Origin of the sequence: Meridianimarinicoccus sp. MJW13 (genome assembly GCF_014901205.1) — a bacterium.
Lineage (GTDB): Bacteria > Pseudomonadota > Alphaproteobacteria > Rhodobacterales > Rhodobacteraceae > Meridianimarinicoccus.
The window spans coordinates 82,582-108,039 of the sequence record NZ_JACNMU010000002.1 but is presented as its reverse complement, the minus strand read 5'-3'; the positions used below and the strand labels follow the sequence as shown (position 1 = coordinate 108,039).

Genomic DNA, 25,458 nt, shown 5'->3' with positions numbered 1-25,458 from the left:
CCAGTTCGGTCTGTTCGACCTGTTGGTGAGTAAAAGTAACGCCAGTGTTTTGGCACGGCCCGTCCAACCGTCGTTGGGCGGGCCCCGTTTTTTTCAGACGCAGGTGTCGTGCGCAGCGCGCGTCCGACCGGTCAGGCGGACTGGCTCAACCGATGTTCCAGCACTTCGAAGGGCACGCCGGGTTCTTCCTTGGCGGCGCGGATCACCAGCGAGGTCTTGACGCTGGCCACGTTGTCGGCGGCGGTCAGCTCTCCGGTCAGGAAAGACTGGAAGGTGCTCAGGTCCGGGGCCACGCATTTCAGGATGAAATCGACCTCGCCGTTCAGCATGTGGCATTCGCGGACCAGCGGCCATGACCGGCATTTTTCCTCGAAGGCCGACAGGTCGGATTCGGCCTGCGATTTCAGGCCGACCATGGCAAAGACCTGCACTTCGAAGCCCAGTTCGCGGCCATCCACCTGGGCATGATAGCCTCGGATGAACCCGGCTTCCTCCAGCGTGCGCATCCGGCGCAGACAGGGCGGGGCCGAGATGCCGACGCGCTTGGCCAATTCGACATTGGTCATGCGCCCGTCCGCTTGCAGTTCGGCCAGGATCTTGCGATCGATCGGGTCAAGTTTCGAAGCGGACATCGGATACTCCTTGGTTGCCCGGAACTTAGAGCCTTGGGAATACAGGCGCAATAATATTTCGCCAGACTGCGGCCAGATTTCAGGAAACTTTAAAAATTCCGGCCATCGAAGCTGCGACTTGTTGGGGGTTCCTTCGCCCCGCCGCCCCGCCTATATGCTGCCGGGCAGCAAAGCGGAGACAGGGCATGGCCGACACCAAACACAGCAGGGTTCTTATCATCGGGTCCGGGCCTGCGGGCTATACGGCGGCGGTCTATGCGTCGCGCGCGATGCTGGAACCGGTGCTGGTCCAGGGCATCCAGCCCGGCGGTCAGCTGACGATCACCACCGACGTGGAAAACTGGCCCGGCGAATCCACCATCATGGGCCCCGACCTGATGGTGAAGATGGAAGCCCACGCCCGCGACACCGGGACCGAGATCGTGGCGGACATCATCACTTCGGTCGATCTGTCCAAGCGCCCCTTCACCGCGCAGGGCGACAGCGGCACCACCTATACCGCCGACGCGCTGATCCTGGCGACCGGGGCACAGGCCAAATGGCTGGGCCTGCCGTCCGAGCAGAAATTCCAGGGCTTCGGCGTCTCGGCCTGCGCCACCTGTGACGGGTTCTTCTATCGCGGGCAGGACGTGGTCGTGGTCGGCGGCGGCAACACCGCCGTGGAAGAGGCGCTGTTCCTGACCAACTTCGCCTCGAAGGTCACCCTGATCCACCGCCGCGACAGCCTGCGGGCCGAGAAGATCCTGCAGGACCGGCTGTTCAAGAACGACAAGGTCGAGATCCTCTGGGATCACGGCGTCGAGGAAGTTATCGGCACCGAGGATCCGCTGGGCGTCGAAGCGGTGCGCGCCAAGCACGTCAAGACCGGCGAGATCACCGAGGTGCCCTGCAAGGGCTTCTTCGTGGCAATCGGTCACGCCCCGGCGTCAGAACTGGTCAAGGATCAGCTTGATACCCATATGGGAGGCTATGTGGTCACCCAGCCCGACAGCACCGCCACGTCGATCCCCGGCGTGTTTGCGGCGGGCGACCTGACCGACCACATCTATCGCCAGGCTGTCACCAGCGCCGGCATGGGCTGCATGGCCGCGCTAGAGGCCGAGCGTTTCCTTGCCGAGGCCGACGGCTGAACCGGGCGAATGCTTGACGCGGACACGCGGGCAGGGTCGGTTGGACCCTCCCGCCACTAACGAGGCTGGCCCGAACCATCATGCGGTCTTCCAACGCTCATAAGGCTTGCACCCCGGCACGCTTGCGTGGCCGGGCGCTGCTGTCGGCGCTTTGCCTGACCCTGGGCGTTGCCGGGACCGCGCGCGCCGCCTCCATCGTGCCGTCCGAATCCTTCTGCCTGCACGGCTGCGACCTGCCTTCCATCGAAGAACTGGATCAGGGCCGCGAGATCCCGTTGACCATCGACGACAACCCGCTCAGGCTGATCGCCCCGTTCCAGGACTATATCGGCGAGATCGAGGATGACGGCTCGAAGGTGGACAGCGACAGCGAATGGCGCAGCCCGCGCAACACGGGACCGCGCCAGTAGGTCTTTTTCATATTGGAACGCCGTAAACGGCCCTAGTGGACGTTGACCGGCTGCATGTGGTTCTGCCGCGCCAGCACGAAGGCCAGGTTGCGACTGCCGACCAGCGCCAGCCGATCGCCGTTGGACGCATGAACCGCGAACATCTCGGCCTCATCGCCGACCTGGGCGCGCAGATCGTCGGGCAGATCCTTCACCGCCACCGGGCGGACATAGACGATGGACTCATCGGACATGGCAAGGGGATGCGGCGTGTTCATGACGGATCTCCGGTGCTGATCTTGATGCGTTGCAGGACGGTTTCAGGGGCCGAGCGTTTCAGGTCGATGTGCAGCAGCCCGTTTTCCATGGCCGCGCCGTCGACCTCGACCCCGTCGGCCAGCACGAAACTGCGCTGGAACTGGCGCGCCGCTATGCCGCGATGCAGATAAGTGCGCTCGTTGCAATCGTCGGCCTGCCGGCCGCGCACCACCAGCTGGCGGTTTTCCACGGTGATGGCCAGATCATCCTCGCGGAACCCGGCCACGGCCAGGGTGATCCGATACGAAGTTTCCGAGGTCTGTTCGATGTTGTAGGGCGGGTATCCGTCGTTGCCGGTCTTGGCGGTATGTTCCACCAGCCGTTCCAGCTGTTCGAATCCCAAAAGGAACGGATGCGTTCCCAAAGTCAGTTTTGTCATGGACACGTCCTTGCAATAAGCGACTGTGCGAATGCCCCGCAAGCGGCGGCATGTTGCAAATATGGGCGCAGCCTCCGCCCGTTGCAAGTCACCGGCGGGCAGCGTCTTTTCACAACCGTGTTTCTTGGGTATGTCTCAGGTCCCAGGGATTTCGCAGGACAGGCAACAGATGAACGCTTTCGGCGAGATGACGCATAACGAGGTCTTGCGGGTAAAGCTTGAAGTGCTCAGGCGCGAGCATCGCGACCTCGACGAGGCCATTCATGCACTGGAAAGCGCGGCGCGCGGCGATCACCTGACCCTGCGCCGCCTGAAAAAGCAGAAACTGCAACTGAAAGACCGGATCCAGAAGATCGAGGACGAGTTGCTGCCCGATATCATCGCCTGACGCCGCCCGCCCCGGACCTTGCAAGGGCGATTGCACCCCGCACCGCAGTCAGTATAGTCGCGGCCCTGCAACCGGGGTCAGAACGCGCGGGGACATCACATGACACAACCCAAGGTCGGCATCATCATGGGCAGCCAATCGGATTGGCCCACCATGAAAGAAGCGGCAAAGATCCTGACCGAACTGGGCGTGCCCTTCGAAACCAAGATCGTTTCGGCGCACCGCACCCCGGATCGCCTGTGGACCTATGGCAAATCCGCCGCCGACCGGGGGCTCAGCGCGATCATCGCCGGGGCTGGCGGCGCCGCCCATCTGCCGGGCATGGTGGCGTCGAAAACCCGCGTGCCGGTGATCGGCGTGCCGGTGCAGACCCGTGCCCTCAGCGGCGTTGATTCGCTCTATTCCATCGTCCAGATGCCCAAGGGTTTCCCCGTGGCCACCATGGCCATCGGTGCCGCCGGGGCCGCCAACGCCGGCCTGATGGCCGCCGCGATCCTGGCGGTCAGCGATCCGGACCTGGCCGACCGGCTGGAGGCGTGGCGCGACGCGCTCTCGGCCTCGATCCCCGAGGAGCCGGTCGATGACTGAAGCCCTGCGCCCCGGCGCCACCATCGGCATTCTCGGCGGCGGCCAATTGGGCCGGATGCTGGCCCTTGCTGCGGCCCGTCTGGGTCTGAAAACCCACATTTATGATCCCGCCCCCGGCGGCCCCGCCGAACAGGTGGCCGACCGCACCACGGTGGCCGCCTATGACGATGCGGCCGCGCTGGAACGCTTCGCCGCAGCGGTGGATGTGGTCACCTATGAATTCGAAAACATCCCGACCTCTGCACTGGACCTGCTTGAGGCGCACCGCCCGATCCGCCCCACCCGCAAGGCGCTGGCGGTGTCGCAGGACCGGATGACCGAAAAGACCTTCCTGCAGGATCTCGGCCTGACTGTCGCCCCCTTTGCGGCCGTGGACAGCGCCGCCGATCTTGAGGCCGCCCTTGGGACCATCGGTGCGCCCGCGATCCTGAAGACCCGCCGCTTCGGCTATGACGGCAAGGGACAGGCGCGCATCATGGCGGCTGCTGAGGCCCCCGCCGCGCTGGACGCCATGGCCGGTGCCCCGGCGATTCTGGAAGGCTTCGTCGATTTCACCCATGAGGTCTCGGTCATCGGCGCCCGCGCCCTTGACGGCGCCGTCGCCTGTTTCGATCCGGGCGAAAACTTGCACGAAGGCGGCATCCTGCGCACCACCACCGTGCCCGCGCGCCTGTCCACCGCCCAGCGCACCGATGCAGTGCTGTTGGCGGGCCGCATCCTGAACGCGCTCGACTACGTCGGCGTCATGGGGGTGGAGCTGTTCGTGACCCCCGCCGGGCTGGTGGTCAACGAGATCGCGCCGCGCGTCCACAACTCCGGCCACTGGACCCAGAACGGCTGCGTGGTCGACCAGTTCGAACAGCACATCCGCGCCGTGGCGGGCTGGCCGCTGGGCGACGGGTCGCGCCATGCCGACGTGGTGATGGAAAACCTGATCTGCGACGAGGCCGACCGCTGGCCCGAGATCGCCACCGACCCCACCGCCGCCCTGCATCTCTATGGCAAGGCCGAGGCCCGGCCCGGTCGCAAGATGGGCCATGTGAACCGCGTGGTGACAGGCTGAGACGGCTGGCAGGCGCAGCCATACGCCTGCCATACCTTTTCCAGACGCGTTCCAGCCCCGGTTTTCAGCCTCAACCGACCAGAAACCGCGCGGCCAGCGGCCCGGTCAGATAAGTCAGCCGCCCCGCCGCAAGGGTCGCACCGACCCGCCCGGTGGCCGGATCGACAATCACCAGGTCGGCCCGCTTTCCGGGCGCGATCACGCCGCGATCTTCCAGCCCCAGCATCCGCGCCGGTCCTTCCGAGACCAGGTTCCACGCCGCTGCAAAGGGCAGGATGCCAAGCGCTTCCAGCGCCCAGACCGCCTTGCGCAGCGCCGGATAGTGATAGTCCGAAGCCAGCGCATCGCACAGCCCCTGCGCAATCAGGTCCCGCGCGCTGGCCTTGCCCGCATGGCTGGCCCCGCGCACCACGTTGGGGGCGCCCAGCACGATGCCATCGCCCCCGGATCGGGCCTCGGACGCGGCCGCGACGGTCTCGGGAAACTCGGCGATCCGCACCCCGCGCGCCCGGTGACTGCGCCGCGCCTCTGCCGTGGCGTCGTCATGGCTGGACAGGGCAATTCCCGTTTCTGACAGGCGTTTACACAGGCTGTCCAGCGCGGCAGGCACCGCATCAGCCTGGCGATGCAGCCGCTGCATCAGCGCCAGATGCGCCTGAGGCGACCGCCCGCTTTTTAGCGCGGTGCCGGTCAGGCGGGGCGGCGTGCGACCCGCGACCAGACGGTCATGCGGCAGGTGATCATTCAGCCCCACATAGGGGATCCCGACCCGGTCGATCAGCGCTTCGGCGGCCGCGAAGGCCTCAAGGAAATGCGTTTCCAGCCGCAGCTGCAGGCGCAGGTCGGTGGCCAGCGCCGGGGCCTCGGCCTGCCACGCGGCCACCAGCCGTTCCGCCGCCTGCGGCGACCGCAACCCGCCCTCCCAGCTGTAGAACTGCGCCATCACGGCGGTGGTGATCCCGTTGGCGGCCAGTTCGGCCTCGAAGGCCACCAGCCCGTCGCCCATGTCCGGCACGCCGCCCCGGCGGGCGGCCACATGGCGTTCGAACCCGTCGCCATGAAGGTCCACGATCCCCGGCAGCACGCGCCAGCCGCGCAGGTCCACACACCGCGCAATCCCCGATGGTGAAACGATTTTCCCGGCACTGACCCCGAAATCACAGGCCTGCAATTGCCCGCCCCACAGCACCTCGGCCCCGGTGAAATTCAACACGATCCCTGTCATGGCCCTCCCCTGCCCCGGCGGCGGCGGCGGATCAAGCCCTTTCCCACAGGATCCCGAACCGCTAGGCAAGGCGCATGTCACCGCCCCGCCTTGCCACTCGCGCGATCCTTCTGCATCGCGGCGCCGTCTTGCTGGTCAATGCCTTCCCCGATGGGCAAAGCGACCTGTGGTGCCTGCCCGGCGGCGGTGTCGAGACCGGGCAATCACTGACCGAGACCCTGCGGCGCGAGGTCCATGAGGAAACCGGGCTGGTCGTCGAACCCGACGGGATCTGTCATGTCTCGGAATTCCACAACGCCGCGACGGGATTTCACCAGGTGGAGTTGTTCTTCCGCGCCCGCATCCTGTCGGGCGACCCGCTGGCGCCCTGGACCGATCCGGCGGGCGTGGTGACGCAGCGGTGCCTGGCGACGCCCGATGACCTGTCGCGCCTGCGCTTCAAGCCCGACATCCTGCCCGAGCTGGCCTTCGGCCCGCCCCGGCCCGAGATCAGCCCCGGCGCGCTGGAGCCGATGGTGCGGTGATCGCCAGTCCGACGCCGCCCAGCACCAGCACCGAGGCCGCCAGCAGCCGCAGCGTCACCGGCTCGGCCAGCAACAGCGCGCCCCCGGCCATGGCGATCACCGGCACCGTCAGTTGCACCACCCCCGCCGCCGAAGCCGTCAGCCGGGGCAGAACCGTGTACCACAGGGCATAGCCCAGACCCGAGGTCACGGCCCCCGACACCACGGCCAGCGCCACCCCCGGTGCGGTCACCGCATCGGGCAGCAGCAGCACCACCAGCCCCGCGGGCAAGGCAGCCAGAAGGAAGCTCGCCGCCGTGCTGGCCAGCGGATCGCGCGCCCCGCGTCCGCGCAGCGAATAGATGCCCCAGCCCACAGCCGCTACGACCATCAGCGCAGCCCCCATCAACGACGGCGGCGCCGCCCCGCCGGGCCAGAGCAGCCAGACCAACCCCGCAAAGGCCACGCCCGCCCCCAGCCAGCGCTGCGCGGCAATGCGGTCGCCGCCCAGAACGCTGCCCGCGAACATGGTGATCTGAACACCGCCGAACAGGATCAATGCGCCGAACCCGGTGTCCAGCGTGACATAGGCAAAGGAAAATCCCAGCATGTAGGCAGTCAGCGCCAGCGCATTGGCGGCGCTGAACCGTGGGCGCAGACGGGACCAGCCGCCGTTGACCAGCACCAGAAACCCCAGCATGGCCGCCCCGGCGCCGGTGCGGATGGCGGCGAAACTGGCCGGTCCCATCCCGGCCTCGGTCAGGGCCATGCGGTTCAGCACCGAATTGGCCGCAAAGGCCAGCATGGTCAGGGCCACCAGCCCTGCAAGACGGCCCATCAGACCTGCGCGAACGGGTCGGGATAGATCAGCACCGCCTCGGCCCCGGCGGTTTGCGGAGCGATGGGATACAGGCCGGTGTATTGCGCGGGATAGGGCGTCGTCAGTTCTGCCGGTCCATCGAACACGAAGCCGAACTTGGCGTAGAAATCCGGGTCGCCCACCACCACGATCGCCTTGAAACGGGCTTGTCGGGCGGCATCGGCGGCATAGCGGACCAGTTCAGACCCGATGCCACCGCCCTGCGCCTCGGTCCGCACGCTGAGCGGCGCCAGCGCCAGCCAGCCCTCGGGGGACGACAGGTGCGACAGGCAGATATGCGCCACCAGCCCGCCCTCGTCCTCGGCCACCATTTCAAACGCCACATTCCCGCCATCGCGCAAGCCCTGGATAAGCTGCGCCTCGTTGCGCTGCCGAAACACGTTCACGACAAGCACCGAAATGTTGGTGTGGTCGGCCTCGGTGGCCGGGCGGATCTTGATCATCGGGGGACAGTCCAATCTTCTGTGATCCCGATAGAACCCCACGGGCGCGGCTTTGACAACACCCGCAGGGTCCGACCCATCAGCGGGCGGCCCCCAACCGGCTGAGCCGGGCAAAGAGCGGTGCCATCATCGCGCCCAGCCCAAGGAAAACCAGCGCGAACCAGCTGAGCCAGCCCAGCACCGGGATCAGCGCCACAAGCCCGGCAATCAGAGCGCCAAGGGCTGCCAGCCCGGCCTTTTCGGCAACCCCGCCGGGGATCTCGCGGCCCGCCAGTTGCCACAGGCCCACGCCCAGAACATAGCTGCCCGCCACGTATCCGGCGGCGATCAGAACCACGGTCAGGGCGATGGCCACCGGCACCAGAAGCAGCCCGACAAGGGTCATGGCCAGCACCAGCACCGCGCCGATCAGGGCCGACATGGCGACGAACCCGGCCAGGATCGACCGCCCAGGTGCGGCCAGTGCCCGCATCCGCACCGCCGCCACGCGGTCAGGTGCTACCACGACAGCCAGTGCCGCGGCCAGCGCCACGATCACCACGCCGATCAGGAAGCTGCGCAGCATGGCGCCAAAGCCCTCGCCGGCCATCTCGCGCATGTCCATGGGGGCTTCGATATCGGGATGATCCTCGATGTCGCGGATGCTGACCCGGTCGGGGCTGGCGACCGAAGACGGCACGGTGATTTCGTCAGGATCGTCGGCATAGAGCGTCAGCGTGCCATCGACGCGTGCGCCGCTGCCGAAAGAGACCGAATCGACGGTCAGCACCGCATCGCCCGCGATGGCGCCATCCAGTTGCAGATCCGCCGCCGCAATCAGAACGGCCCCGCCGATATCCCCGCTCAGCACCATCTCCGAGGCCATGGCCCGCAGGTTGCCGCCAATCCTGCCCGACACGGTGATCTCGGCCGCCGTCAGGCTGGCCGACCCGCCCACCGGGGCGGCCAGATCGATGACATAGCCCATCCCGTAGGCCGCACCCTCGACCGGAGCATCCAGACGCAGGCTGCGTCCGGCGGAATGCAGACTGCCGCCCACCGGCCCGGTGATCGTGATCCGCTCTCCGGCCGCGAAAAGATCGGCCGCAACCGGGGCTGTCTGGCTGACCACCCGACCGGCGGTATAGGTGTCGCCGCCCAGGCTGAAGCTCTGGCTGTCCTGCGCCAGGGCCGGGGCGGCGATCAGAAGGGCAAGGGAAGAAACAAGAAGGGGTTTGAGCATCGAATGCCTCCGCAACAATAGGTCTGTTGCTTCTCACATGAGGCCGATGTCAGTCCCGTGACAAGGGCTGTGTTCGGTTTTCCGCCGCCAATGCCTGTCGGATCAGGATGCAGACCACCTGCGCCGGGGACATGCCCCAGTCGCGGGCCAGCGTGGCGACCCGCGCGCGCGCCGGTCGCGGCAGTTGCAAGGCGCGGCAGGGCGCTTGCGGCAGGGCAGGAAGCGCGGGCACCTCGGGCGGGTGGCGCAGACCGGCCTCGACCAGCACCCGAACCGTATCCATCAGCCGCCGGGTCGATCCGGGGCGGCGATGGGCGCGCACCGCGCGCCACACATCCGGCGGCAGGGTCAGCGCAATGGCGCGGCGGAGGTCCTTACGGGACATGGCGGTCTGGTGTCGATGATGGCATCCGATGGCTCCCCTCGGGCAGGATGATGCGCCCCGCACGAAAAAGGGGGCCGCACGTGGCGACCCCCTTCCTTATCACTGCGATGGGCAGATCTTACATCATGCCGCCCATGCCGCCCATGTCGGGCATGCCGCCACCGGCCGCGCCTTCTTTGGCGGGGATGTCGGCAACCATGGCCTCGGTGGTGATCAGCAGACCAGCGATCGAGGCTGCGTCTTCCAGAGCGGTCCGCACGACCTTGGCCGGGTCAATCACGCCGAACGCGAACATGTCGCCATATTCTTCGGTCTGCGCGTTGAAGCCGAAGGTCGGGTCGTCGCTTTCGCGGACTTTCCCGGCAACCACGGCACCGTCAACACCGGCGTTCTCGGCAATCTGGCGCAGCGGCGCTTCGATGGCCTTGCGAACGATCGAGATACCGGCGTTCTGGTCGCTGTTGGCACCCTTGAGGTCGATCAGAGCCTTGCCAGCCTGAACCAGCGCGACACCGCCGCCCACGACAACACCTTCCTGCACGGCAGCACGGGTTGCGTTCAGGGCGTCATCGACGCGATCCTTGCGCTCTTTCACTTCCACTTCGGTCATGCCACCAACGCGGATCACGGCAACACCGCCAGCCAGTTTGGCCACGCGCTCTTGCAGCTTCTCGCGGTCGTAGTCGCTGGTGGTTTCCTCGATCTGCTGACGGATCTGGCTGACCCGTGCTTCGATCTCGGCTTTCTCGCCATTGCCATCGACGATGGTGGTCTCGTCCTTGGTGATCTGGATCTTCTTGGCGGTGCCAAGCATGTCCATGGTGACGCTTTCCAGCTTCATGCCCAGATCTTCCGAGATCACCTGGCCGCCGGTCAGGATCGCGATGTCCTGCAGCATGGCCTTGCGGCGATCGCCGAAGCCCGGTGCCTTGACGGCTGCGATCTTCAGACCGCCGCGCAGCTTGTTGACCACGAGGGTGGCCAACGCTTCGCCTTCCACGTCCTCGGCAATGATCAGCAGCGGCTTCTGCGACTGGATCACGGATTCCAGCAGCGGCACCATCGGCTGCAGCGACGAGAGTTTCTTCTCGTGCAGCAGGATCATGCAGTCTTCCAGCTCGGCGATCATCTTGTCCGGGTTGGTGACGAAGTAGGGCGACAGGTAGCCACGGTCGAACTGCATGCCTTCGACGACATCAGTTTCGGTTTCCAGGCCCTTGTTCTCTTCGACGGTGATGACACCCTCGTTGCCGACCTTCTGCATCGCATCGGCGATCTGGCGGCCGATTTCGGGCTCGCCGTTGGCCGAGATGGTGCCGACCTGGGCAACCTCATCGCTGTCCTTGACGACGCGCGACGCGGCCTTGATCTGCTCGACGACCTTCGAGGTGGCCAGGTCGATTCCGCGCTTCAGGTCCATCGGGTTCAGGCCAGCCGCAACCTGCTTCAGGCCTTCCTTGACGATGGCCTGGGCCAGAACGGTGGCGGTGGTGGTGCCGTCGCCGGCTTCGTCATTGGTGCGCGATGCAACTTCGCGAACCATCTGGGCGCCCATGTTCTCGAACTTGTCTTCCAGTTCGATTTCCTTGGCGACCGAAACACCGTCCTTGGTGATGCGCGGCGCGCCGAACGACTTGTCCAGGACCACGTTGCGGCCTTTCGGGCCCAGGGTCACTTTCACGGCGTCGGCCAGGACGTTGACGCCCTTCAGCATGCGGGAACGGGCGTCAGCGCTAAACTTAACGTCTTTTGCAGCCATGTGTCTTGCTCCTTGATGGAATAGGTTGGGAAGGTCGGGCCCGGCGGCCCGGAAGCGATCCGCTTAGGCGATGATGCCCAGGATGTCGCTTTCCTTCATGATCAACAGCTCTTCGCCGTCGATGGTGACTTCGGTGCCCGACCATTTGCCGAACAGAACCTTGTCGCCTTCGCTGACAGCCATCGGGATCAGCTCTCCGCTGTCCTTGCGGGCGCCTTCGCCACACGCGACAACAACGGCTTCGGCCGGCTTTTCTTTGGCGCTTTCGGGAATGATCAGGCCGCCTGCAGTCTTATCATCGGATTCGACGCGACGCACCAGAACGCGGTCATGAAGCGGTTTGAATGCCATCTCTGAGGCTCCTTGCTCAGTTAGTTTCTGTATTATCACTCAGTAGTGGCGAGTGATAACGAGACGGAGATAGAGAGCGTGCAATCCCGAGTCAAGGCAATCGGAAGAAAGTTTCGCGCCAGCCTCCGGTCAGGTCGGAAATTGCGCGACGAAGGCGGTCACGGCCTCGGGCGGCAGCGACCAGTCACACACCAGCCGCGCCATCAGCAGCGCCTCTTCGGGGCCGCCGTCCAGCGTGCCGTCCCACAGATAGTACTGCGCCCCGGCGTTTAAAAGGTAGCGGTGCCAGGCGCGTGGCCAGCGGGCGAACACGGCGTTGGTTTCCACCGGGAAACAGATCTCGACCCCCGGCACATGGTGCAGCCGGTCCGCCAGATCGCGGGCCGAGCCATTCGCCCTCCGCGCCAGGTCGCGCCACAGATCGCCCTCAAGATAGGCCTGCATCTGCGCGGCCAGATAGCGATGCTTGGAAAACAGATGCGCGCCGCGCTTGCGGCGAAGCTCGAACTCCCAGGCGTGGGCGGGATCAAAGAAGATCACCGCCTCGACCCCCAGAAGGCCGTTCTTGGTGCCGCCGAAGCTGACCGCATGGATGCCCGCCTTCCAGGTCATCTCGGCCGGGGTGCAGCCCAGATGCTCCAGCGCATTGGCAAAGCGCGCGCCGTCCAGATGCACCGGCAGGCTGCGGGTGCGGGCCATCGCGGTCAGCTCAGCCAGTTCGGCTAGGGTGTAGACGGTGCCGGATTCGGTGGCCTGCGTCAGGGTCAGCGGTCCGGGCTGCACCCCGTGCACCCCCCGTTTGCCCGCCTTGTCCAGCGCCGATGCCAGCGCGTCGGGCCGGATCTTGCCCTGCGGGGCATCGACCCATGTCAGCTTGGCGCCGCCGGTAAAAAACTCGGGCGCGCCGCATTCGTCTTCATCCACATGGGCGGCTTCGGCGCAGAATACCGTCTGCCAGGGCTGACCCAAGACCGACAAGGCCAGGGCATTCGCGGCGGTGCCGGTGCCCACAAGATAGACGGCGGCGTCGGGGGCTTCGAAGACATCGCGGATTTTCGCCACCACCTGTGCGGTCAGCGGATCGGCACCATAGCCGGGTATATAGCCTTCATTGGCGCGGCTCAGGGCCTCCAGCACCGCGGGATGGGCGGGGCCGGCATTGTCGGATGCGAAATACATCAAAGATCCTCGATAATGTGGTCTTCCCAATCGTCTTCATCGACTTCGAATTCCGGCACCGTCCAGCCCCGCACCGACTGGCCGGCCTCGTGCACCGACTCGGCGCGCCCGGACACCAGCGGATGCCAGTCGGGCAGTTGATCGCCCTGCTGCAACAGGCGATAGGCGCAGGTCGCGGGCATCCAGTAGGCGTTCTTGGCCAGCGTCTGCGGGGTCAGGAACACGCATTCGGGCACGAATTGCCGGCGAATGTCGTATTGGGCGCAGCGGCAGGTCTGATCGTCGAGCAACCGGCAGGCCACGCGGGTGAAGGCGACTTCACCGGTGTCGGGATCTTCCAGCTTGTTCAGGCAACACTTGCCGCAACCGTCGCACAGGGCTTCCCACTCGTGCGGGGTCAGCTGGGACAGCTTGAACCGCTCCCAGAAACGGGGGCGCAGGCCGGTGCGGCGAATCGGATCGTCAGACATCGCGCGACCCTAGCCTTGCTGCCCAGAAAGAAAAACTGTCATCCCCAGGTGGCCAGGATGCCGCGGGCACGGGCGCTGTCGGCATCCATCTGCGCGACCAGGGCTTCGATCCCGTCGAACTTCCGCTCGGGCCGCAGATAGTCGACCAGCGCCACCGACAGTTCGGCGCCATAAAGATCGCCGGCGAAATCGAACAGATGGGTTTCCAGATTGGCGCGGTTTTCGCCGAACATGGGGCGCACCCCCATCGAGGCAACGCCGCCGTAGCTGCCCGCATGGGCACCGTCCAGAACCTCGACCTGCACCGCGTAGACGCCAAATTTCGGCGGGTGCAGCCCGTCGATGGACATGTTCGCGGTGGGATAGCCCAGGTTGCGGCCACGCTTTGCGCCGTGCAGCACCGGGCCGTCGATGCGGTGCCAATGGCCCAGCATCGCCTTGGCATCGCGGGGGCGGCCTTCGGACAGGGCCGTGCGGATCGCGGTCGAGGACACCGGCACCCCGGCGGCTTCGAACTGCATCAACTCGGCCACGGTGACGCCGAACCCGAAGTCGCGCCCCAGCGCCACCAGGTCCTCGGCGGTTCCGGACCGGCCCTTGCCAAAGCGGAAATCAGCCCCCACCACAACGTGGCGCAGCCCCAGCCCGTCAGCCACGACCTGCTGGGCGAACTCTCGCGCCGACAGTGACGCCAGCGTTTCATCAAAGCTGATTTGATACAGGTGCCGCACGCCGATCTTCTGCAACCGGTGGGCCTTGGCGGCAGCGGTCATCAGGCGGAAGGGCGGGGCGTCGGGGGCGAAGAACTCGCGCGGGTGGGGTTCGAAGGTCAGCACGCCCAACGGCGCGCCGATCTTGTCACCGGCCTGCCGGGCCAGTTCCATCACCGCCCGGTGGCCCAGATGCACACCATCGAAATTGCCGATCGCGGCACTGGCCCCGCGGTCGGCATCGCCCAGTCCAGAGTAAGAGCGGTGAAGGCGCATCCGGGTGTCCGTGGATCAGCCGCGCGACGGCGCCAGAACCAGCGCCTCGCCCTGGACTACGGTCTTGCCGCCGACTTCGGCCAGGCAATCGAAGGTCACGCGCCGTTTCTCGCGGTTGATCTCGCGCACGGTGACGGTGGCGGTCACCTCGGCGCCCAGCATGACCGGGGCGCGGAATTTCAGGTTTTGGCCCATGTAGATGGTGCCGTGGCCGGGAATGCGCTCTCCCAGCAGGGCCGAGAACAGGCTGCCCACCAGCATCCCGTGCGCAATGCGGCCACCGAACATCGACGCCTGCCCCGTGGCCTCGTCCAGGTGGATCGGGTTGCGGTCTTCGCTGACCTCGGCGAAGGAACAGACTTCGGCATCGCCGATGACCTTTGTCAGGCTGCGGGACATGCCCACTTCCAGATCCTCGATGTAGATTGTACCGATTTCGTCGTCGCGCATGAGAGATCCTCCATTTCGATCGTCAGTCTGGCTTAGACCCCTGCCCGCTGCCAGCAACGCGTCGCGTCACCGCAGCAGCCCGATGGCATAGGCGGGCGAGGTCCGAATCTCGTTCAGATACGCGGAAAGACGCTCAGGGTCAGGCTGGCCGTTGGTGCCGGTCTGCTCGGCGGCCAGACCGCCGGTCACGAACAGCACGTCGAAATCCTCGGCCATGCCCCCGGCCACATCGGTGTTCGGCCCATCGCCGATGACCAGAACGCGGTCGTCGGGGATGCGATCCAGAAGTGCCAGCCGCCGTCGCGCCAGATCGTAGATCGGCGGATGCGGCTTGCCGAAATACAGGCTTTGGCCGCCCATTTCGGTGTAAAGCTCGGCCAACGCCCCGGCGCAGAAAATGCGGGTATGGCCCTTGTCGACCACCACGTCGGGGTTGGCGCACAGCAGTTTCAGCCCCTTGGTCTTGGCCAGCAGAAGCTGCGCGCGGTAGTCTTCCGGGGTTTCGGTGGCATCATCCACCAGCCCGGTGCAGGCGATACCCTCGGCCTCGTCCAGCGGCACCAGTTCCACGGTGGACTCCAGATCTTCGGGCAACTCGGTAAAGAAGGTCAGGTCCCGTTCGGGGCCCATGTGGTAGACCTTCTTGCCGATGATCCCGCGCATCATGGCCGCCTGGGCGCTGTCGCCCGAGGTGATCACGTCATCCCAGCAGTCGCGCGGCGTGCCCAACCCGTCGAGCTGTTCCACGACCAGCGGCTTGGGACGGGGAGCGTTGGTCAGAAGGATGACCCTGCCGCCCTTGGCCCGGAAGCCCTGCAACGCGGCGACCGCCTCGGGAAACACCTCGACCCCGTTGTGCAGGCAGCCCCAGAGATCGCAGAGGACAGCATCGTAACGGTCTTGAACCTCGGCAAGCGTGCGGATGATTTCAGTCATGGGGTCTCCTGACAGACGCGGGCAACGGAACGGTACGCCGGTCTTGTGTCATGTCCGGGCGGGTCTGACCAGTCCGGGCTGTGCGCGGCCCGGTCGATGAAAAAGGGCGCCCGCAGGCGCCCGATCCCGTTTTCCGAAGGTGGCTTACAGGGCCAGGTTCGGGATGATCTGCTTCTTGCGGCTCATGATGCCGGGCAGGACCACGCTGTCACCCGAAACGGTGGCGCCGAAGCTTTTCTCGGCCACGGCTTTCACGGTGTCGTTGGGCACCAGCAGGGTGGCTTCTTCCTTGATGATGTCCACGACAAACAGCAGAACCTCGTCCACGCCGTCTTCCTTGGCCACTTCGGGCATCGACGCGATCAGGCTGGCCTTGCGGCCCAGCGGGATCTCGGGCGCGGTGGTTTCCAGAACCGAAACGCGGAAGTTGGTGCCGCCGACTTCGTATTTCTTGCTGTCCATGCGGATCAGCTCGGCGTCCGAGAAGGCCGAGACGTCGGACTTGGCAGCAAACATTTCCGCCGAATAGGCCGAGATGTCGATGCCCAGATCGGTGGCCAGCGATTGCGCCAGTGCCTTGTCGGCATCGGTGGTGGTCGGCGAGCGGAATTCCAGCGTGTCGGACAGGATGCACGACAGCATCGCGCCCTTGATGTTTTCCGGCATCTTGGCGGCGTCATCACCCATCAGGTCATGCATGATGGTCACGGTGCAGGCTACGGGGCGCACGGTGATGTTGATCGGGCCACTGGTTTCCAGACCGCCGACCAGCTTGTGATGGTCGATGATTTCCAGAATGTCGGCGCCGCCGATCCCGGCGGGCAGTTCGGCGGGGTTGTTGGTGTCGACGATAACCACCTGATCGCCCGCCGCCACGTCGGCGATGATCTCGGGCTTGTCCAGGCTCCAGCGCTCCAGCACGAAGGCGGCTTCGGTGTTGGGCTCACCCAGCAGCTTGGCTTCGGCGGGGGTGCCCTTGATTTCGGACAGGTACCAGGCCCAGATCAGCGGGGCGCCGGTGGAGTCGGTATCGGGGGCCATATGGCCGAAGACCTTGATCGTCATGTCATCAAATCCATCTTTTCGGGGTTTTGCGCGGCTTATAGGCGCCTAGGCGGCGCCCTGTCACTGACTCGGGACGGGGTGTTTCGCCGCAGAGGCCCGGGTGTTGCTGCATTGCAGCGTAAATCTGGTGCCCGGTTCATGAAAACGCGACAGAAGTGTTGGTTTCGGGCCGTTCTGGTGCTAAGCGACCGGCGAACCCGTAACCCTCCCCGCTCAAGGACGCTGCCATGCCCTCTCTCGTGGAGCCGAAGCTCATTTCGGGCAATGCCAACAAATCGCTCGCCACGGCCATCGCCCGGCGGATCTCCATGCACCGGGGGATGAACATCAACCTGATCAACACCCGTGTCGAACGGTTCAACGATCAGGAGATCTTCGTCGAGGTCTACGAGAACGTCCGCGGCGAGGATATGTTCATCATCCAGCCGACATCAAACCCGGCGAACGACAACCTGATGGAACTGATGATCATGGCCGACGCGCTGAAGCGGTCGTCGGCGGGGCGGATCACGGCGGTGATTCCCTATTTCGGATACGCCCGGCAGGACCGCCGCACCAAGGCGCGCACCCCGATTTCGGCCAAACTGGTGGCGAACCTTCTGGAAGAGGCCGGGATCGAGCGGGTTCTGACGATGGATCTGCACGCCGCGCAGATCCAGGGCTTCTTCGATGTGCCGGTGGACAACCTATATGCCTCGCCGGTCTTCGCGCTGGACATCAAGCACCAGTTCGACGGCGGGCTGGACAACGTGATGATCGTGTCGCCCGACGTGGGCGGCGTGGCCCGCGCCCGTGAATTGGCGCAGCGGATCGGATGCCCGCTGTCGATCGTGGACAAACGCCGCGAAAAGCCCGGCGAAGTGGCCGAGATGACAGTGATCGGCGATGTCAGCGGCAAGAAGTGCATCATCGTGGATGACCTGTGCGACACCGCCGGCACCCTGTGCAAGGCCGCGAGCGTGCTGATGGATGCAGGCGCCACCGAGGTACATTCCTACATCACCCATGGCGTGCTGTCCGGCCCGGCGGTCGAACGGATCACCAATTCGGTCATGAAGAGTCTTGTCATCACCGACACGATCGAACCGACAGCCGAGGTCAAGGCCGCGCCGAACATCCGCATCGTGACCACAGCACCGATCTTCGCCCAGGCGATCCTGAACATCTGGAGCGGCACTTCGGTGTCGTCGCTGTTCGAAACCAGCACCCTTGGCCCGATCTATGAAGGTCTTTACCCGCAGGACTAGATATCCTTAGTAGCCAGACGGTTGACCAAGGGTTAGCCTTCCCCAAGATCAACGGGGGAGGCCGATATGCTGTTCGTGACAAACCGGGTGCCGGACGAGGGATTGAAAACCACGCTGGGGCGAAACTGCACGTTCAGCCCGGCCAACAATGCCGTCTGCAACGCCACGTTCTTCTGCCGGCGCGAAGCCAGCGGCGCCACCATCGAAATCGGCTCGGCGGCCCTGTTTCAGGCCCTGAAGGATGCCAAGGCCGAACATATCCTGTTCTTCATCCACGGCTTCAACACCAGCCCCAAGGCGGCGCTGAACCGGGCCGCGCAGTTGCAGGAGTTCTGCGACCGCAAGGAGAAGGACAAGGTGCTGGTGCTGCCGTTCCTCTGGCCCACCGATGACGACAGCGCCCTGCTGATCCTGAACGACTATGTCGATGACCGCCATTCGGCGCAGCTCAGCGGCGGCGCCTTCGCGCGGGTTCTGGCCAAGCTGATCGCCATGTCCGGCGACCCGGCCGAGTTCGAAAAGAAATTCAGCGTCTGCGCCCATTCCATGGGCAACCGCGTCCTGCGCGAAACCCTGCTGTTCTGGAAAGAGGCATTTCTGGTGGGCGCCGTGCCGGAAGTCTTCCAGCACACCTTCCTGGCGGCCGCCGATATCCCCTGTCAGGATCTGGAGTTCGGGCAGGAAGGCGAAATCCTCGCCCAGGCCTCGCGCAACGTGGTGATCTATTACGCCGACAGCGATCTGGCCCTGAAAGCCAGCGCCCTGGTCAATCACCAGCCCAACGCCCTGCCCCGCAGGCTGGGCACCGCCGGACCGCGCGCCATGTCACGGGTGGCCGACTGGGTGTTCAGCCTCGATTGCTCGGCGGTGGCGCGGAAATACGACAAGAAGCGCGGGCACGTCTATTTCCTGAACTCGCATTCGGGCAAGAACACGCCCGGCAAGGTGGCCAAGCACATGATCAACACGCTACTGGTCGACGAGGTTCTGGCCGACGCGCTGGGGTTCCGCACCGGGCGGCTGAGCTGACCGGGCGGCGCCGGCGCGCCACCCGCAGGGGCCGGATCAGGCTGCGGCAATCATTTCCGACTGGCGGACGATGACCTCGGCCTGCTTGATCGAGGCGATGTCCACCAGACGGCCCTTGTAGACCGTGGCGCCTTCGCCGTTGGCCTTGGCCTGTTCCATCGCGGCAAGGATCTCGCGCGCTTCGGTGACGGCGGCCTCGGACGGGGTGAAAACCTCGTTCGCCAGCGCGATCTGCTTGGGATGGATGGCCCATTTGCCCACCATGCCCAGCGTCGCCGACCGCAGCGCCTGCGCGCGATAGCCCTCGTCATCCGAGAAATCACCGAACGGGCCGTCGACCGGCAACAGGCCATGGGTGCGGCAGGCGGCGACGATGGCGGTCTGGGCCCAGTGCCACGGGTCGGACCAATGCTTCACGCCCTCGCGCAGCATGTAATAGTTTTCCTGCGTGCCGCCGATACCGGTGGTCTGCATCCCCATCGAGGCCGCGAAATCGGCCGCACCCAGGCTCATCGCCACAAGGCGGGGCGAGGCGGCGGCGATGGCTTCCACATGCGCGATGCCAGCGGCACTTTCGATGATAACCTCGAAGTTGATCTTCTTCTTGCGGCCCTTGGCGGCTTCGATGGCGGTGACCAGCGCGTCCACGGCATAGATATCCTCGGCACAGCCGACCTTGGGGATCATGATCTGGTCAAGCCGCTCATCGGCCTGTTCCAGCAGGTCGACCACGTCGCGGTACCAGTACGGCGTGTCCAGCCCGTTGATCCGAACGCTCAGGGTCTTGGTGTTCCAGTCCACGGCACCGATCGCCTCGATCGCCTGCGCGCGGGCCATGTCCTTGTCAGAAGGCGCTACCGAATCCTCAAGATCGATGTTGATCACATCCGCCGCACTGGCCGCCATCTTGGCGAACAGCTTGGGATTCGACGCCGGACCGAACAACTGGCACCGGTTGGGACGCGCGACGGGCTGGGGCTGAAGACGGAAACTCATGAGCGGACCTCTTGGCAAGGAAATTGCGGACGATGTTGTCAGCTTGTTAGGATATTGCGTAACCTTCTTCAATCCTTGATTTGCGGGTGCAGCATTTTGCGAATCTCTTACCCGGTTCTTTCGGATTTCAAACCGCACATTTTCTAATCATCGGGATAATTACCGATTATTTCCAGTATTTGCGGATATTTTCCGAACTCAATCTCTGCTGCCCCTGCAAAAATCGGAAAAACACCGCGCCCGCATCGGCTAGGCAGAACCAATTGCTGAATGGGAGCACACAATGATCAAGACGCCGTATCTGCTGTTTCTGGGCGACGCGCCCGACGGTCTGGCCGCGAAGGTTGCGCAGGGCATCAAGGACTGGCGTCCCGAGTTCGCCATCGGCCAGTACCGCCTGCCGGGCTGCAAGGCTGATCTGGGCCTGCCCGACCTGACCCTTGAAGAAGCCCGCGCCAAGGGGGTTGAAACCGTGGTCATCGGCGTCGCCAACCGTGGCGGCATCATCGGTGAAAGCTGGCGGACCTTCCTGCTGGAGGCCATCGCGGCCGGCTTCGATCTGGCCAGCGGGCTGCACACCCTGCTGAACAATTATCCCGATCTGGTGCGCGCCGCCCAGACCCACGGCACCGCCCTGCATGACGTGCGGGTGCCCGGGATCGACTATCCCATTGCCAACGGCGTCAAGCGCAGCGGCAAGCGCTGTCTGGCTGTCGGCACCGATTGCTCGGTCGGCAAGATGTACACGGCTTTGGCGATGGAAGCCGACATGCGCCAGCGCAACATGAACGCCAGTTTCCGCGCCACCGGCCAGACCGGCATCCTGATCACCGGCGGCGGCGTTCCGCTGGATGCGGTGGTGGCCGACTTCATGGCAGGATCCATCGAGCACCTGACGCCTGACAACGATCCCGACCACTGGGATCTGATCGAAGGACAGGGCAGCCTGTTCCACGTCTCCTATTCCGGGGTGACCATGGCGCTGATCCACGGCGGCCAACCCGACGCGCTGATCCTGTGCGACGAGCCCACCCGGCCCCACATGCGCGGCCTGCCCGACTATACCGCGCCGTCGCTGGAAACCCTGCGCGACACCGCGCTGGCGCTGGCGCGTGTGGCGAACCCGGCCTGCAAGGTGGTCGGCATCTCGATCAACACGCAGCATCTGTCCGAAGCCGACGCACTGGCGCATATGGCCGAGGTCGAGGCGCGGATGGGCTTGCCCACGGTGGACCCGTTCCGGCAAGGTGCGGCACGATTGGTCGACGCCCTGGAAGGGATCTGATGGACATCTCGGTTCACTACGACACGTTTCAACTGGCCGAGGTCTTCACCATCTCGCGCGGCTCGCGGACCGAGGCCGAGGTCATCACCGTCACCCTGCGCGACGGCGACCACGCGGGGCACGGGGAATGCGTGCCCTATGCCCGCTACGGTGAAAGCCGGGGCTCGGTGAAGGCGCAGATCAAGGGGTTGCCAGCAGCGTTTACCCGCGCCGAGCTGCAATCCCTGCTGCCCGCGGGAGCAGCACGCAATGCCGTGGATTGCGCCCTGTGGGATCTGGAAGCCAAGCGCAGCGGCCAGCGGGTCTGGCAACTGGCGGGCCTGCCGGAACCGGGGCCCGAGATCACCGCCTTCACCCTGTCGCTGGACACCCCGGCCGAGATGAAAGCCTCGGCCGCGCGGCACAAGCATCGCCCGCTGCTGAAAATCAAGCTGGGCACGCCCGACGACATGCCCCGCCTTGAAGCGGTGCGCGCGGGCGCGCCGAAGTCGCGGATCATCGTCGATGCCAATGAAGGCTGGTCCGCCGAGGTTTACGCCGATCTGGCCCCGCATCTGGTGCGGCTGGGGGTCGATCTGGTGGAACAGCCCCTGCCCGCCGGGGCGGATGACGCCCTTCTGGGGATGGATCGGCCCGTGCCGGTCTGCGCCGACGAAAGCTGCCATGACCGCGCGTCATTGCCCGGACTGAAGGGCAAATACGACGTGGTGAACATCAAGCTGGACAAGACCGGCGGGCTGACCGAGGCGCTGGCCCTGCGCGATGCGGCACAAGCCGAGGGCTACCGCGTCATGGTCGGCTGCATGGTCGGTTCTTCACTGGCGATGGCCCCCGCCACGCTGGTGGCACAAGGCGCGCTGATCACCGATCTGGACGGGCCGCTGCTGCTGGGCGAGGATCGGATGTATCCGCTGGCCTACGACGAACGCGGCGTGCATCCCCCCGATCCCGCGCTTTGGGGCTAGGGGCAAGGCAATGCCATTCCAGACGGTGGCCGCTGTGCCTGCCGCCGCCGTCACGCTGTCCGGGTCAAAAGCATCGCTATCGCGGCATAGCGGAAGGGATACTGATCCTTGTTGGCAACCAGCCGTTCCCGCGCCCTGTCGTAGATCCGGTCAACCAGGGCGGCGCGCCCGTCGGTCGGTGGCAAGGCTTGCACCAGAACTGCCTCGGTAAAGGCCCGGAAGAAATTAACATAGTCGCGTGCATAGACCTCAAGATCCCCGGTCTGCGCGAAGGCATCGTTGAACGGCACTGACACTTCATAGGCTTCCGCGCGGTCCAGCCTGTACAGATCCGAAACACCAAAGGCCTTGTCCTGCACCGGCGCGAGCAGCTCCTGCAACTGCCGGAAATAGACCGGCTGATAGTAGGCCTCATAGGTCTGTTGCGTGATCGCGCCACTGGCCACATGATCCAGCACCGCGTCGTTCAGGACATCGTAGATCCCGTCGCAGGTCCGGGCGTCGTCGGTACAGCCGAAGACCTGCACCAGAAGCTTGCCACCTGGCACAAGTTCCGCCGCGCGGGCCTTCAGAAACGCCGCGACATCGTCCTTGGCTTGGCGGGCGAAAACCTCCTGGTCCGCCTCTGTGACATACCCATTGCCGCTTTGCCGGCTTGGCCCATTCGGCAAGAGATATCCCAGCAGGGCCGAAACGGGCTTTGCGGAAAGAAACCCGATGGCATTGAAAGTGGTCGCCAGACCGACCGACTGCGGCGGCAGAAGCTGATCGAACATCGACCCGCCGACCGCTGCGGAAAACACCGCATCGTCGCCGAATACCGACCGGCCATCGGGGCGCAACCCCAGGAAAAGCTTTGAGAAATCATTCGTGGGCAGGTCGGAATGCAGGGTCTGGATCGGCCCGCCTGTCCTGGCGCGGCAGGCCGACACCGCCCGTTGCATCACGGCAATGGAATTGCGCCCTTCGGAACAGCCGAAATCGGCAAGCGTCGTGACCCCGGACGGCACCGGCATGTCTACCACAGCCTCATCGATCCATGGCAGGACCGCTTCGATCGCCCGCCACTGGGGCGCCGAGTTTGCATCGTAAAACCCCTGCCCGGTCATGCCGGTGGTCGTGGCATGCGGCACGGGGGTCTTGCTGTCTTGCGGTCCGGCGGGTGATTTGCGCATTCAACTTGCCCCGAAACTGCTTCACAGTGGCGATACCATCTGCGTCATAGTCTGCAGTTTGCCCGTCACTTGGCAACCCATACCGGGGGCGCGATCCGAAACGGAGGAGATGACATGAGCACCGAACAGGATGGCCCCAGCGGAGCCCTGACCCTGCGGACGCTGGCGATGCCGGCGGATGTAAACGTGAACGGTGACATCTTCGGCGGCTGGGTTCTCAGCCAGATGGACATCGCGGCCGGCATCGTTGCCGGACAACGCGCCAAGGGGCGGGTCGCCACGGTGGCCATCGACGCGATGAAGTTCATCCGCCCGGTCGGCGTCGGCGACGTGCTGTGCATCTACGCCGAGATCACGCGGGTTGGCCGAACCTCGCTGGCCATCGGGCTGGAAGCCTGGGTGCTGCGCGGCCGTCACGGCGCGCGCGAGAAGGTCACGGAAGCCACCTTTACCTTCGTCGCGATCAACGACGAGAAACGCCCGCGCGAAGTGCCGCCGGAAGACTGAACCGCACGGCGTGCGCGTCAGATATCGGCCCAGTCCTTGAAGGTGACCGGACTTTCGGGCCGCTCGGAGGGGGGATGCGCAGGGGTGGGCTGAGGCTTGGGATCGGGGGTCGCACTGGTCATCAGTTGCTCCTTTCACAGAGCACCGGCCGGACCCGTCAGAAAGGCACACCATGTGCCGGGGCAGTTTGCACATTGGGTCGGAAAGCGCCGGTGCCTGTGGACAACTTTGCCACAGACTCCCTAACAATCGGATTCACGTGTTTTAACAGTCTATTACCTAAACGTGATCGCGGGGGTGGCGTCACGGTGGGGATCCGGTCGGGCAATCGGGCTGTTTTGCCATCGGGCCAGAGGTGTCCACGCCGCCCCAGATTGCCCGTCGCGGGCACAAAAAAAGATCGGCAACGTTTCCGTCGCCGACCCCTTGTCTGTTCAACTGTTGGCAGGGAAATCCCCGCCTGCGCAGGCCTTAGGCCAGTGCGAGGTTGACGGCGCTTTCGCGGCCATCACGACCCGATTCCAGGTCGAAGGTCACTTTCTGGTTGTCGGCGAGGCCGGTCAGACCCGAACGCTCGACTGCAGAGATGTGAACGAACACGTCACGTCCGCCGCTCTCGGGTGCGATGAAGCCGTAACCTTTGGTGGTGTTGAACCATTTCACGGTGCCATTGGCCATATCCGTGGTCTCCTAACTTAGATGCCATCCGCGTCGTGCGATGGCTTGGCGTGGTCTGTCCGAATCGAAGAACTGATCAGCCGTGTAGGAAGACAGGGGTCGAGATTGGATAGCGTAGCGCGAACCGTATGACAGGTTGCCGCACAAAAATCAAGGGATTCGGGCGCGCGTGGGTCGCGGTCTGCCCGGTTGAATATGTCACTACATCCAGAGCAACAGTCGCGGGCGCTGCCACCGCCGGGCTGCTGCGCCTTCAGCCGATGGATCCTTCACACTTAAGTAAGGCAGAGCCGCGCAGACTTTGAACATGCCGCGATACCTTCGCCCAAATGCGCCCGGTGCAACGATTTTCTTTACCGTCAATCTCGCAAATCGCGGGAGCGACCTGTTGATCCTGCACATCGACCACTTGCGACGCGCGGTTCAGACCACCCGAAGAGAGCGTCCGTTCCGCAGCGATGCCTGGGTCGTGCTACCGGATCACTTGCACGCGATCTGGACACTCCCAGATGGCGACGCCGATTTCTCGACGCGGTGGGGCGCGATCAAGGCGCGGTTTTCCATGAGCATGCGTAGGGCGGGGTTTACCCCGCCGCTCCCGGTTGGATGGCAAAACGGCGGGGTGAACCCCGCCCTACGCCGAAAAGGAGAGGTCGGGCTTTGGCAGCCGAGGTTCTGGGAGCATCACATTCGCAACGAAGCCGACTATTCCAGCCATATGAGCTATTGCTGGTACAACCCGGTAAAACATGGGCTGGTCACTTTGCCGGAAGACTGGCCGTTTTCGTCGTTGACGCGGGGAGCGGGCAGAAAAGGGGCCCGCTCCGCATGATCG

Annotated in this window: 31 protein-coding genes; 12 read left to right on the top strand and 19 right to left on the bottom strand. The window is 65.0% G+C overall.

Going from position 1 to position 25,458, the window contains the following annotated elements:
* Positions 1 to 131: 131 nt before the first annotated feature.
* The gene (locus H8B03_RS03450) at positions 132 to 632 is read right to left on the bottom strand and encodes an Lrp/AsnC family transcriptional regulator (RefSeq protein WP_193140339.1); all 501 of its coding nucleotides are present in this window, start codon (positions 630 to 632) and stop codon (positions 132 to 134) included.
* A gap of 185 nt (positions 633 to 817) precedes the next feature.
* Here H8B03_RS03450 and trxB point away from each other — a divergent pair, with 185 nt between their 5' ends.
* Positions 818 to 1,762, top strand: coding sequence for a thioredoxin-disulfide reductase (gene trxB / locus H8B03_RS03445; RefSeq protein ID WP_193140338.1), 945 nt, complete (start codon positions 818 to 820; stop codon positions 1,760 to 1,762).
* Between the two features lie 80 nt (positions 1,763 to 1,842).
* The gene (locus tag H8B03_RS03440) at positions 1,843 to 2,172 is read left to right on the top strand and encodes a hypothetical protein (RefSeq protein ID WP_193140337.1); all 330 of its coding nucleotides are present in this window, start codon (positions 1,843 to 1,845) and stop codon (positions 2,170 to 2,172) included.
* Positions 2,173 to 2,204: 32 nt separating this feature from the next.
* On the opposite strand, the gene H8B03_RS03435 is transcribed toward H8B03_RS03440, so the two are convergent.
* Both H8B03_RS03435 and H8B03_RS03430 read right to left on the bottom strand, forming a co-directional pair.
* On the bottom strand, positions 2,205 to 2,429 hold the full coding sequence (locus H8B03_RS03435) for a DUF1150 family protein (RefSeq protein ID WP_193140336.1): 225 nt from the start codon (positions 2,427 to 2,429) through the stop codon (positions 2,205 to 2,207).
* The gene (locus tag H8B03_RS03430) at positions 2,426 to 2,848 is read right to left on the bottom strand and encodes an Hsp20 family protein (protein WP_193140335.1); all 423 of its coding nucleotides are present in this window, start codon (positions 2,846 to 2,848) and stop codon (positions 2,426 to 2,428) included. The genes H8B03_RS03435 and H8B03_RS03430 overlap by 4 nt, the downstream gene beginning before the upstream one ends.
* A gap of 169 nt (positions 2,849 to 3,017) precedes the next feature.
* Between H8B03_RS03430 and H8B03_RS03425 the strand changes: the two genes are divergently transcribed.
* From H8B03_RS03425 to H8B03_RS03415, 3 genes are all read left to right on the top strand, one after another.
* Positions 3,018 to 3,236 carry a YdcH family protein gene (locus tag H8B03_RS03425; RefSeq protein WP_193140334.1) on the top strand — a complete coding sequence of 73 codons (219 nt, stop codon included), beginning with the start codon at positions 3,018 to 3,020 and terminating at the stop codon, positions 3,234 to 3,236.
* Positions 3,237 to 3,335: 99 nt separating this feature from the next.
* Entirely contained in the window at positions 3,336 to 3,824 is a 489-nt protein-coding gene (purE, locus tag H8B03_RS03420) for a 5-(carboxyamino)imidazole ribonucleotide mutase (RefSeq protein ID WP_193140333.1), read from the top strand.
* Positions 3,817 to 4,887, top strand: coding sequence for a 5-(carboxyamino)imidazole ribonucleotide synthase (locus tag H8B03_RS03415; RefSeq protein ID WP_193140332.1), 1,071 nt, complete (start codon positions 3,817 to 3,819; stop codon positions 4,885 to 4,887). Before purE ends, H8B03_RS03415 begins: the two co-directional genes overlap by 8 nt.
* Before the next feature lie 70 nt (positions 4,888 to 4,957).
* Here the strand turns inward: H8B03_RS03415 and H8B03_RS03410 are convergent, their stop codons facing one another.
* Complete coding sequence (locus H8B03_RS03410; RefSeq protein WP_193140331.1) at positions 4,958 to 6,112, bottom strand: alpha-D-ribose 1-methylphosphonate 5-triphosphate diphosphatase; 1,155 nt, start codon at positions 6,110 to 6,112, stop codon at positions 4,958 to 4,960.
* 74 nt (positions 6,113 to 6,186) lie between these two features.
* Between H8B03_RS03410 and H8B03_RS03405 the strand changes: the two genes are divergently transcribed.
* Positions 6,187 to 6,636, top strand: coding sequence for an NUDIX domain-containing protein (locus tag H8B03_RS03405; protein ID WP_193140330.1), 450 nt, complete (start codon positions 6,187 to 6,189; stop codon positions 6,634 to 6,636).
* Here the strand turns inward: H8B03_RS03405 and H8B03_RS03400 are convergent.
* The 12 genes from H8B03_RS03400 to H8B03_RS03345 all read right to left on the bottom strand — a co-directional run bounded on the left by H8B03_RS03400 (position 6,602) and on the right by H8B03_RS03345 (position 16,741).
* On the bottom strand, positions 6,602 to 7,453 hold the full coding sequence (locus H8B03_RS03400) for a DMT family transporter (RefSeq protein WP_193140329.1): 852 nt from the start codon (positions 7,451 to 7,453) through the stop codon (positions 6,602 to 6,604). The genes H8B03_RS03405 and H8B03_RS03400 overlap by 35 nt on opposite strands.
* Positions 7,453 to 7,938, bottom strand: coding sequence for a GNAT family N-acetyltransferase (locus H8B03_RS03395; protein WP_193140328.1), 486 nt, complete (start codon positions 7,936 to 7,938; stop codon positions 7,453 to 7,455). Before H8B03_RS03395 ends, H8B03_RS03400 begins: the two co-directional genes overlap by 1 nt.
* A 79-nt stretch (positions 7,939 to 8,017) precedes the next feature.
* Positions 8,018 to 9,160: a hypothetical protein gene (locus tag H8B03_RS03390; protein WP_193140327.1), complete on the bottom strand. Its 1,143-nt coding sequence runs from the start codon at positions 9,158 to 9,160 to the stop codon at positions 8,018 to 8,020.
* A 49-nt stretch (positions 9,161 to 9,209) separates the two neighbouring features.
* Positions 9,210 to 9,545 carry a hypothetical protein gene (locus H8B03_RS03385; RefSeq protein WP_193140326.1) on the bottom strand — a complete coding sequence of 112 codons (336 nt, stop codon included), beginning with the start codon at positions 9,543 to 9,545 and terminating at the stop codon, positions 9,210 to 9,212.
* A 118-nt stretch (positions 9,546 to 9,663) separates the two neighbouring features.
* Positions 9,664 to 11,304, bottom strand: coding sequence for a chaperonin GroEL (gene groL, locus H8B03_RS03380; RefSeq protein WP_193140325.1), 1,641 nt, complete (start codon positions 11,302 to 11,304; stop codon positions 9,664 to 9,666).
* A 63-nt stretch (positions 11,305 to 11,367) separates the two neighbouring features.
* A complete protein-coding gene (locus H8B03_RS03375) occupies positions 11,368 to 11,655 on the bottom strand; it encodes a co-chaperone GroES (RefSeq protein ID WP_193140324.1) in 288 nt (95 codons plus the stop codon).
* Between the two features lie 129 nt (positions 11,656 to 11,784).
* Positions 11,785 to 12,834: a low specificity L-threonine aldolase gene (locus H8B03_RS03370; protein WP_193140323.1), complete on the bottom strand. Its 1,050-nt coding sequence runs from the start codon at positions 12,832 to 12,834 to the stop codon at positions 11,785 to 11,787.
* Positions 12,834 to 13,304, bottom strand: coding sequence for a YcgN family cysteine cluster protein (locus H8B03_RS03365; protein WP_193140322.1), 471 nt, complete (start codon positions 13,302 to 13,304; stop codon positions 12,834 to 12,836). Before H8B03_RS03365 ends, H8B03_RS03370 begins: the two co-directional genes overlap by 1 nt.
* Before the next feature lie 38 nt (positions 13,305 to 13,342).
* Positions 13,343 to 14,290: a bifunctional riboflavin kinase/FAD synthetase gene (locus H8B03_RS03360; protein WP_193140321.1), complete on the bottom strand. Its 948-nt coding sequence runs from the start codon at positions 14,288 to 14,290 to the stop codon at positions 13,343 to 13,345.
* Positions 14,291 to 14,305: 15 nt separating this feature from the next.
* On the bottom strand, positions 14,306 to 14,740 hold the full coding sequence (locus H8B03_RS03355; protein WP_193140320.1) for a MaoC family dehydratase: 435 nt from the start codon (positions 14,738 to 14,740) through the stop codon (positions 14,306 to 14,308).
* A 66-nt stretch (positions 14,741 to 14,806) separates the two neighbouring features.
* Positions 14,807 to 15,676 carry a TIGR01459 family HAD-type hydrolase gene (locus tag H8B03_RS03350; protein ID WP_193140319.1) on the bottom strand — a complete coding sequence of 290 codons (870 nt, stop codon included), beginning with the start codon at positions 15,674 to 15,676 and terminating at the stop codon, positions 14,807 to 14,809.
* A gap of 144 nt (positions 15,677 to 15,820) precedes the next feature.
* On the bottom strand, positions 15,821 to 16,741 hold the full coding sequence (locus H8B03_RS03345; RefSeq protein WP_193140317.1) for a manganese-dependent inorganic pyrophosphatase: 921 nt from the start codon (positions 16,739 to 16,741) through the stop codon (positions 15,821 to 15,823).
* A 227-nt stretch (positions 16,742 to 16,968) separates the two neighbouring features.
* Here H8B03_RS03345 and H8B03_RS03340 point away from each other — a divergent pair, with 227 nt between their 5' ends.
* Both H8B03_RS03340 and H8B03_RS03335 read left to right on the top strand, forming a co-directional pair.
* Entirely contained in the window at positions 16,969 to 17,988 is a 1,020-nt protein-coding gene (locus H8B03_RS03340) for a ribose-phosphate pyrophosphokinase (protein ID WP_193140315.1), read from the top strand.
* A gap of 66 nt (positions 17,989 to 18,054) precedes the next feature.
* On the top strand, positions 18,055 to 19,017 hold the full coding sequence (locus H8B03_RS03335; RefSeq protein ID WP_193140313.1) for an alpha/beta hydrolase: 963 nt from the start codon (positions 18,055 to 18,057) through the stop codon (positions 19,015 to 19,017).
* Positions 19,018 to 19,053: 36 nt separating this feature from the next.
* Here H8B03_RS03335 and H8B03_RS03330 read toward each other — a convergent pair whose 3' ends face one another.
* The gene (locus H8B03_RS03330) at positions 19,054 to 20,013 is read right to left on the bottom strand and encodes an L-malyl-CoA/beta-methylmalyl-CoA lyase (protein ID WP_193140311.1); all 960 of its coding nucleotides are present in this window, start codon (positions 20,011 to 20,013) and stop codon (positions 19,054 to 19,056) included.
* A 283-nt stretch (positions 20,014 to 20,296) separates the two neighbouring features.
* On the opposite strand from H8B03_RS03330, the gene dgcN reads away from it, so the two are divergent.
* Both dgcN and dgcA read left to right on the top strand, forming a co-directional pair.
* Positions 20,297 to 21,298 carry an N-acetyltransferase DgcN gene (gene dgcN, locus H8B03_RS03325; protein WP_193140309.1) on the top strand — a complete coding sequence of 334 codons (1,002 nt, stop codon included), beginning with the start codon at positions 20,297 to 20,299 and terminating at the stop codon, positions 21,296 to 21,298.
* Entirely contained in the window at positions 21,298 to 22,263 is a 966-nt protein-coding gene (dgcA, locus tag H8B03_RS03320; protein ID WP_193140307.1) for an N-acetyl-D-Glu racemase DgcA, read from the top strand. The genes dgcN and dgcA overlap by 1 nt, the downstream gene beginning before the upstream one ends.
* Positions 22,264 to 22,313: 50 nt before the next feature.
* Here dgcA and H8B03_RS03315 read toward each other — a convergent pair whose 3' ends face one another.
* On the bottom strand, positions 22,314 to 23,438 hold the full coding sequence (locus H8B03_RS03315; RefSeq protein ID WP_193140305.1) for a hypothetical protein: 1,125 nt from the start codon (positions 23,436 to 23,438) through the stop codon (positions 22,314 to 22,316).
* Between the two features lie 114 nt (positions 23,439 to 23,552).
* On the opposite strand from H8B03_RS03315, the gene H8B03_RS03310 reads away from it, so the two are divergent.
* Complete coding sequence (locus H8B03_RS03310) at positions 23,553 to 23,945, top strand: acyl-CoA thioesterase (RefSeq protein WP_193140303.1); 393 nt, start codon at positions 23,553 to 23,555, stop codon at positions 23,943 to 23,945.
* 471 nt (positions 23,946 to 24,416) lie between these two features.
* Here the strand turns inward: H8B03_RS03310 and H8B03_RS03305 are convergent, their stop codons facing one another.
* The gene (locus H8B03_RS03305; RefSeq protein WP_193140301.1) at positions 24,417 to 24,623 is read right to left on the bottom strand and encodes a cold-shock protein; all 207 of its coding nucleotides are present in this window, start codon (positions 24,621 to 24,623) and stop codon (positions 24,417 to 24,419) included.
* A gap of 307 nt (positions 24,624 to 24,930) precedes the next feature.
* Between H8B03_RS03305 and H8B03_RS03300 the strand changes: the two genes are divergently transcribed.
* The gene (locus tag H8B03_RS03300) at positions 24,931 to 25,455 is read left to right on the top strand and encodes a transposase (protein WP_193140299.1); all 525 of its coding nucleotides are present in this window, start codon (positions 24,931 to 24,933) and stop codon (positions 25,453 to 25,455) included.
* Positions 25,456 to 25,458 lie beyond the last annotated feature (3 nt).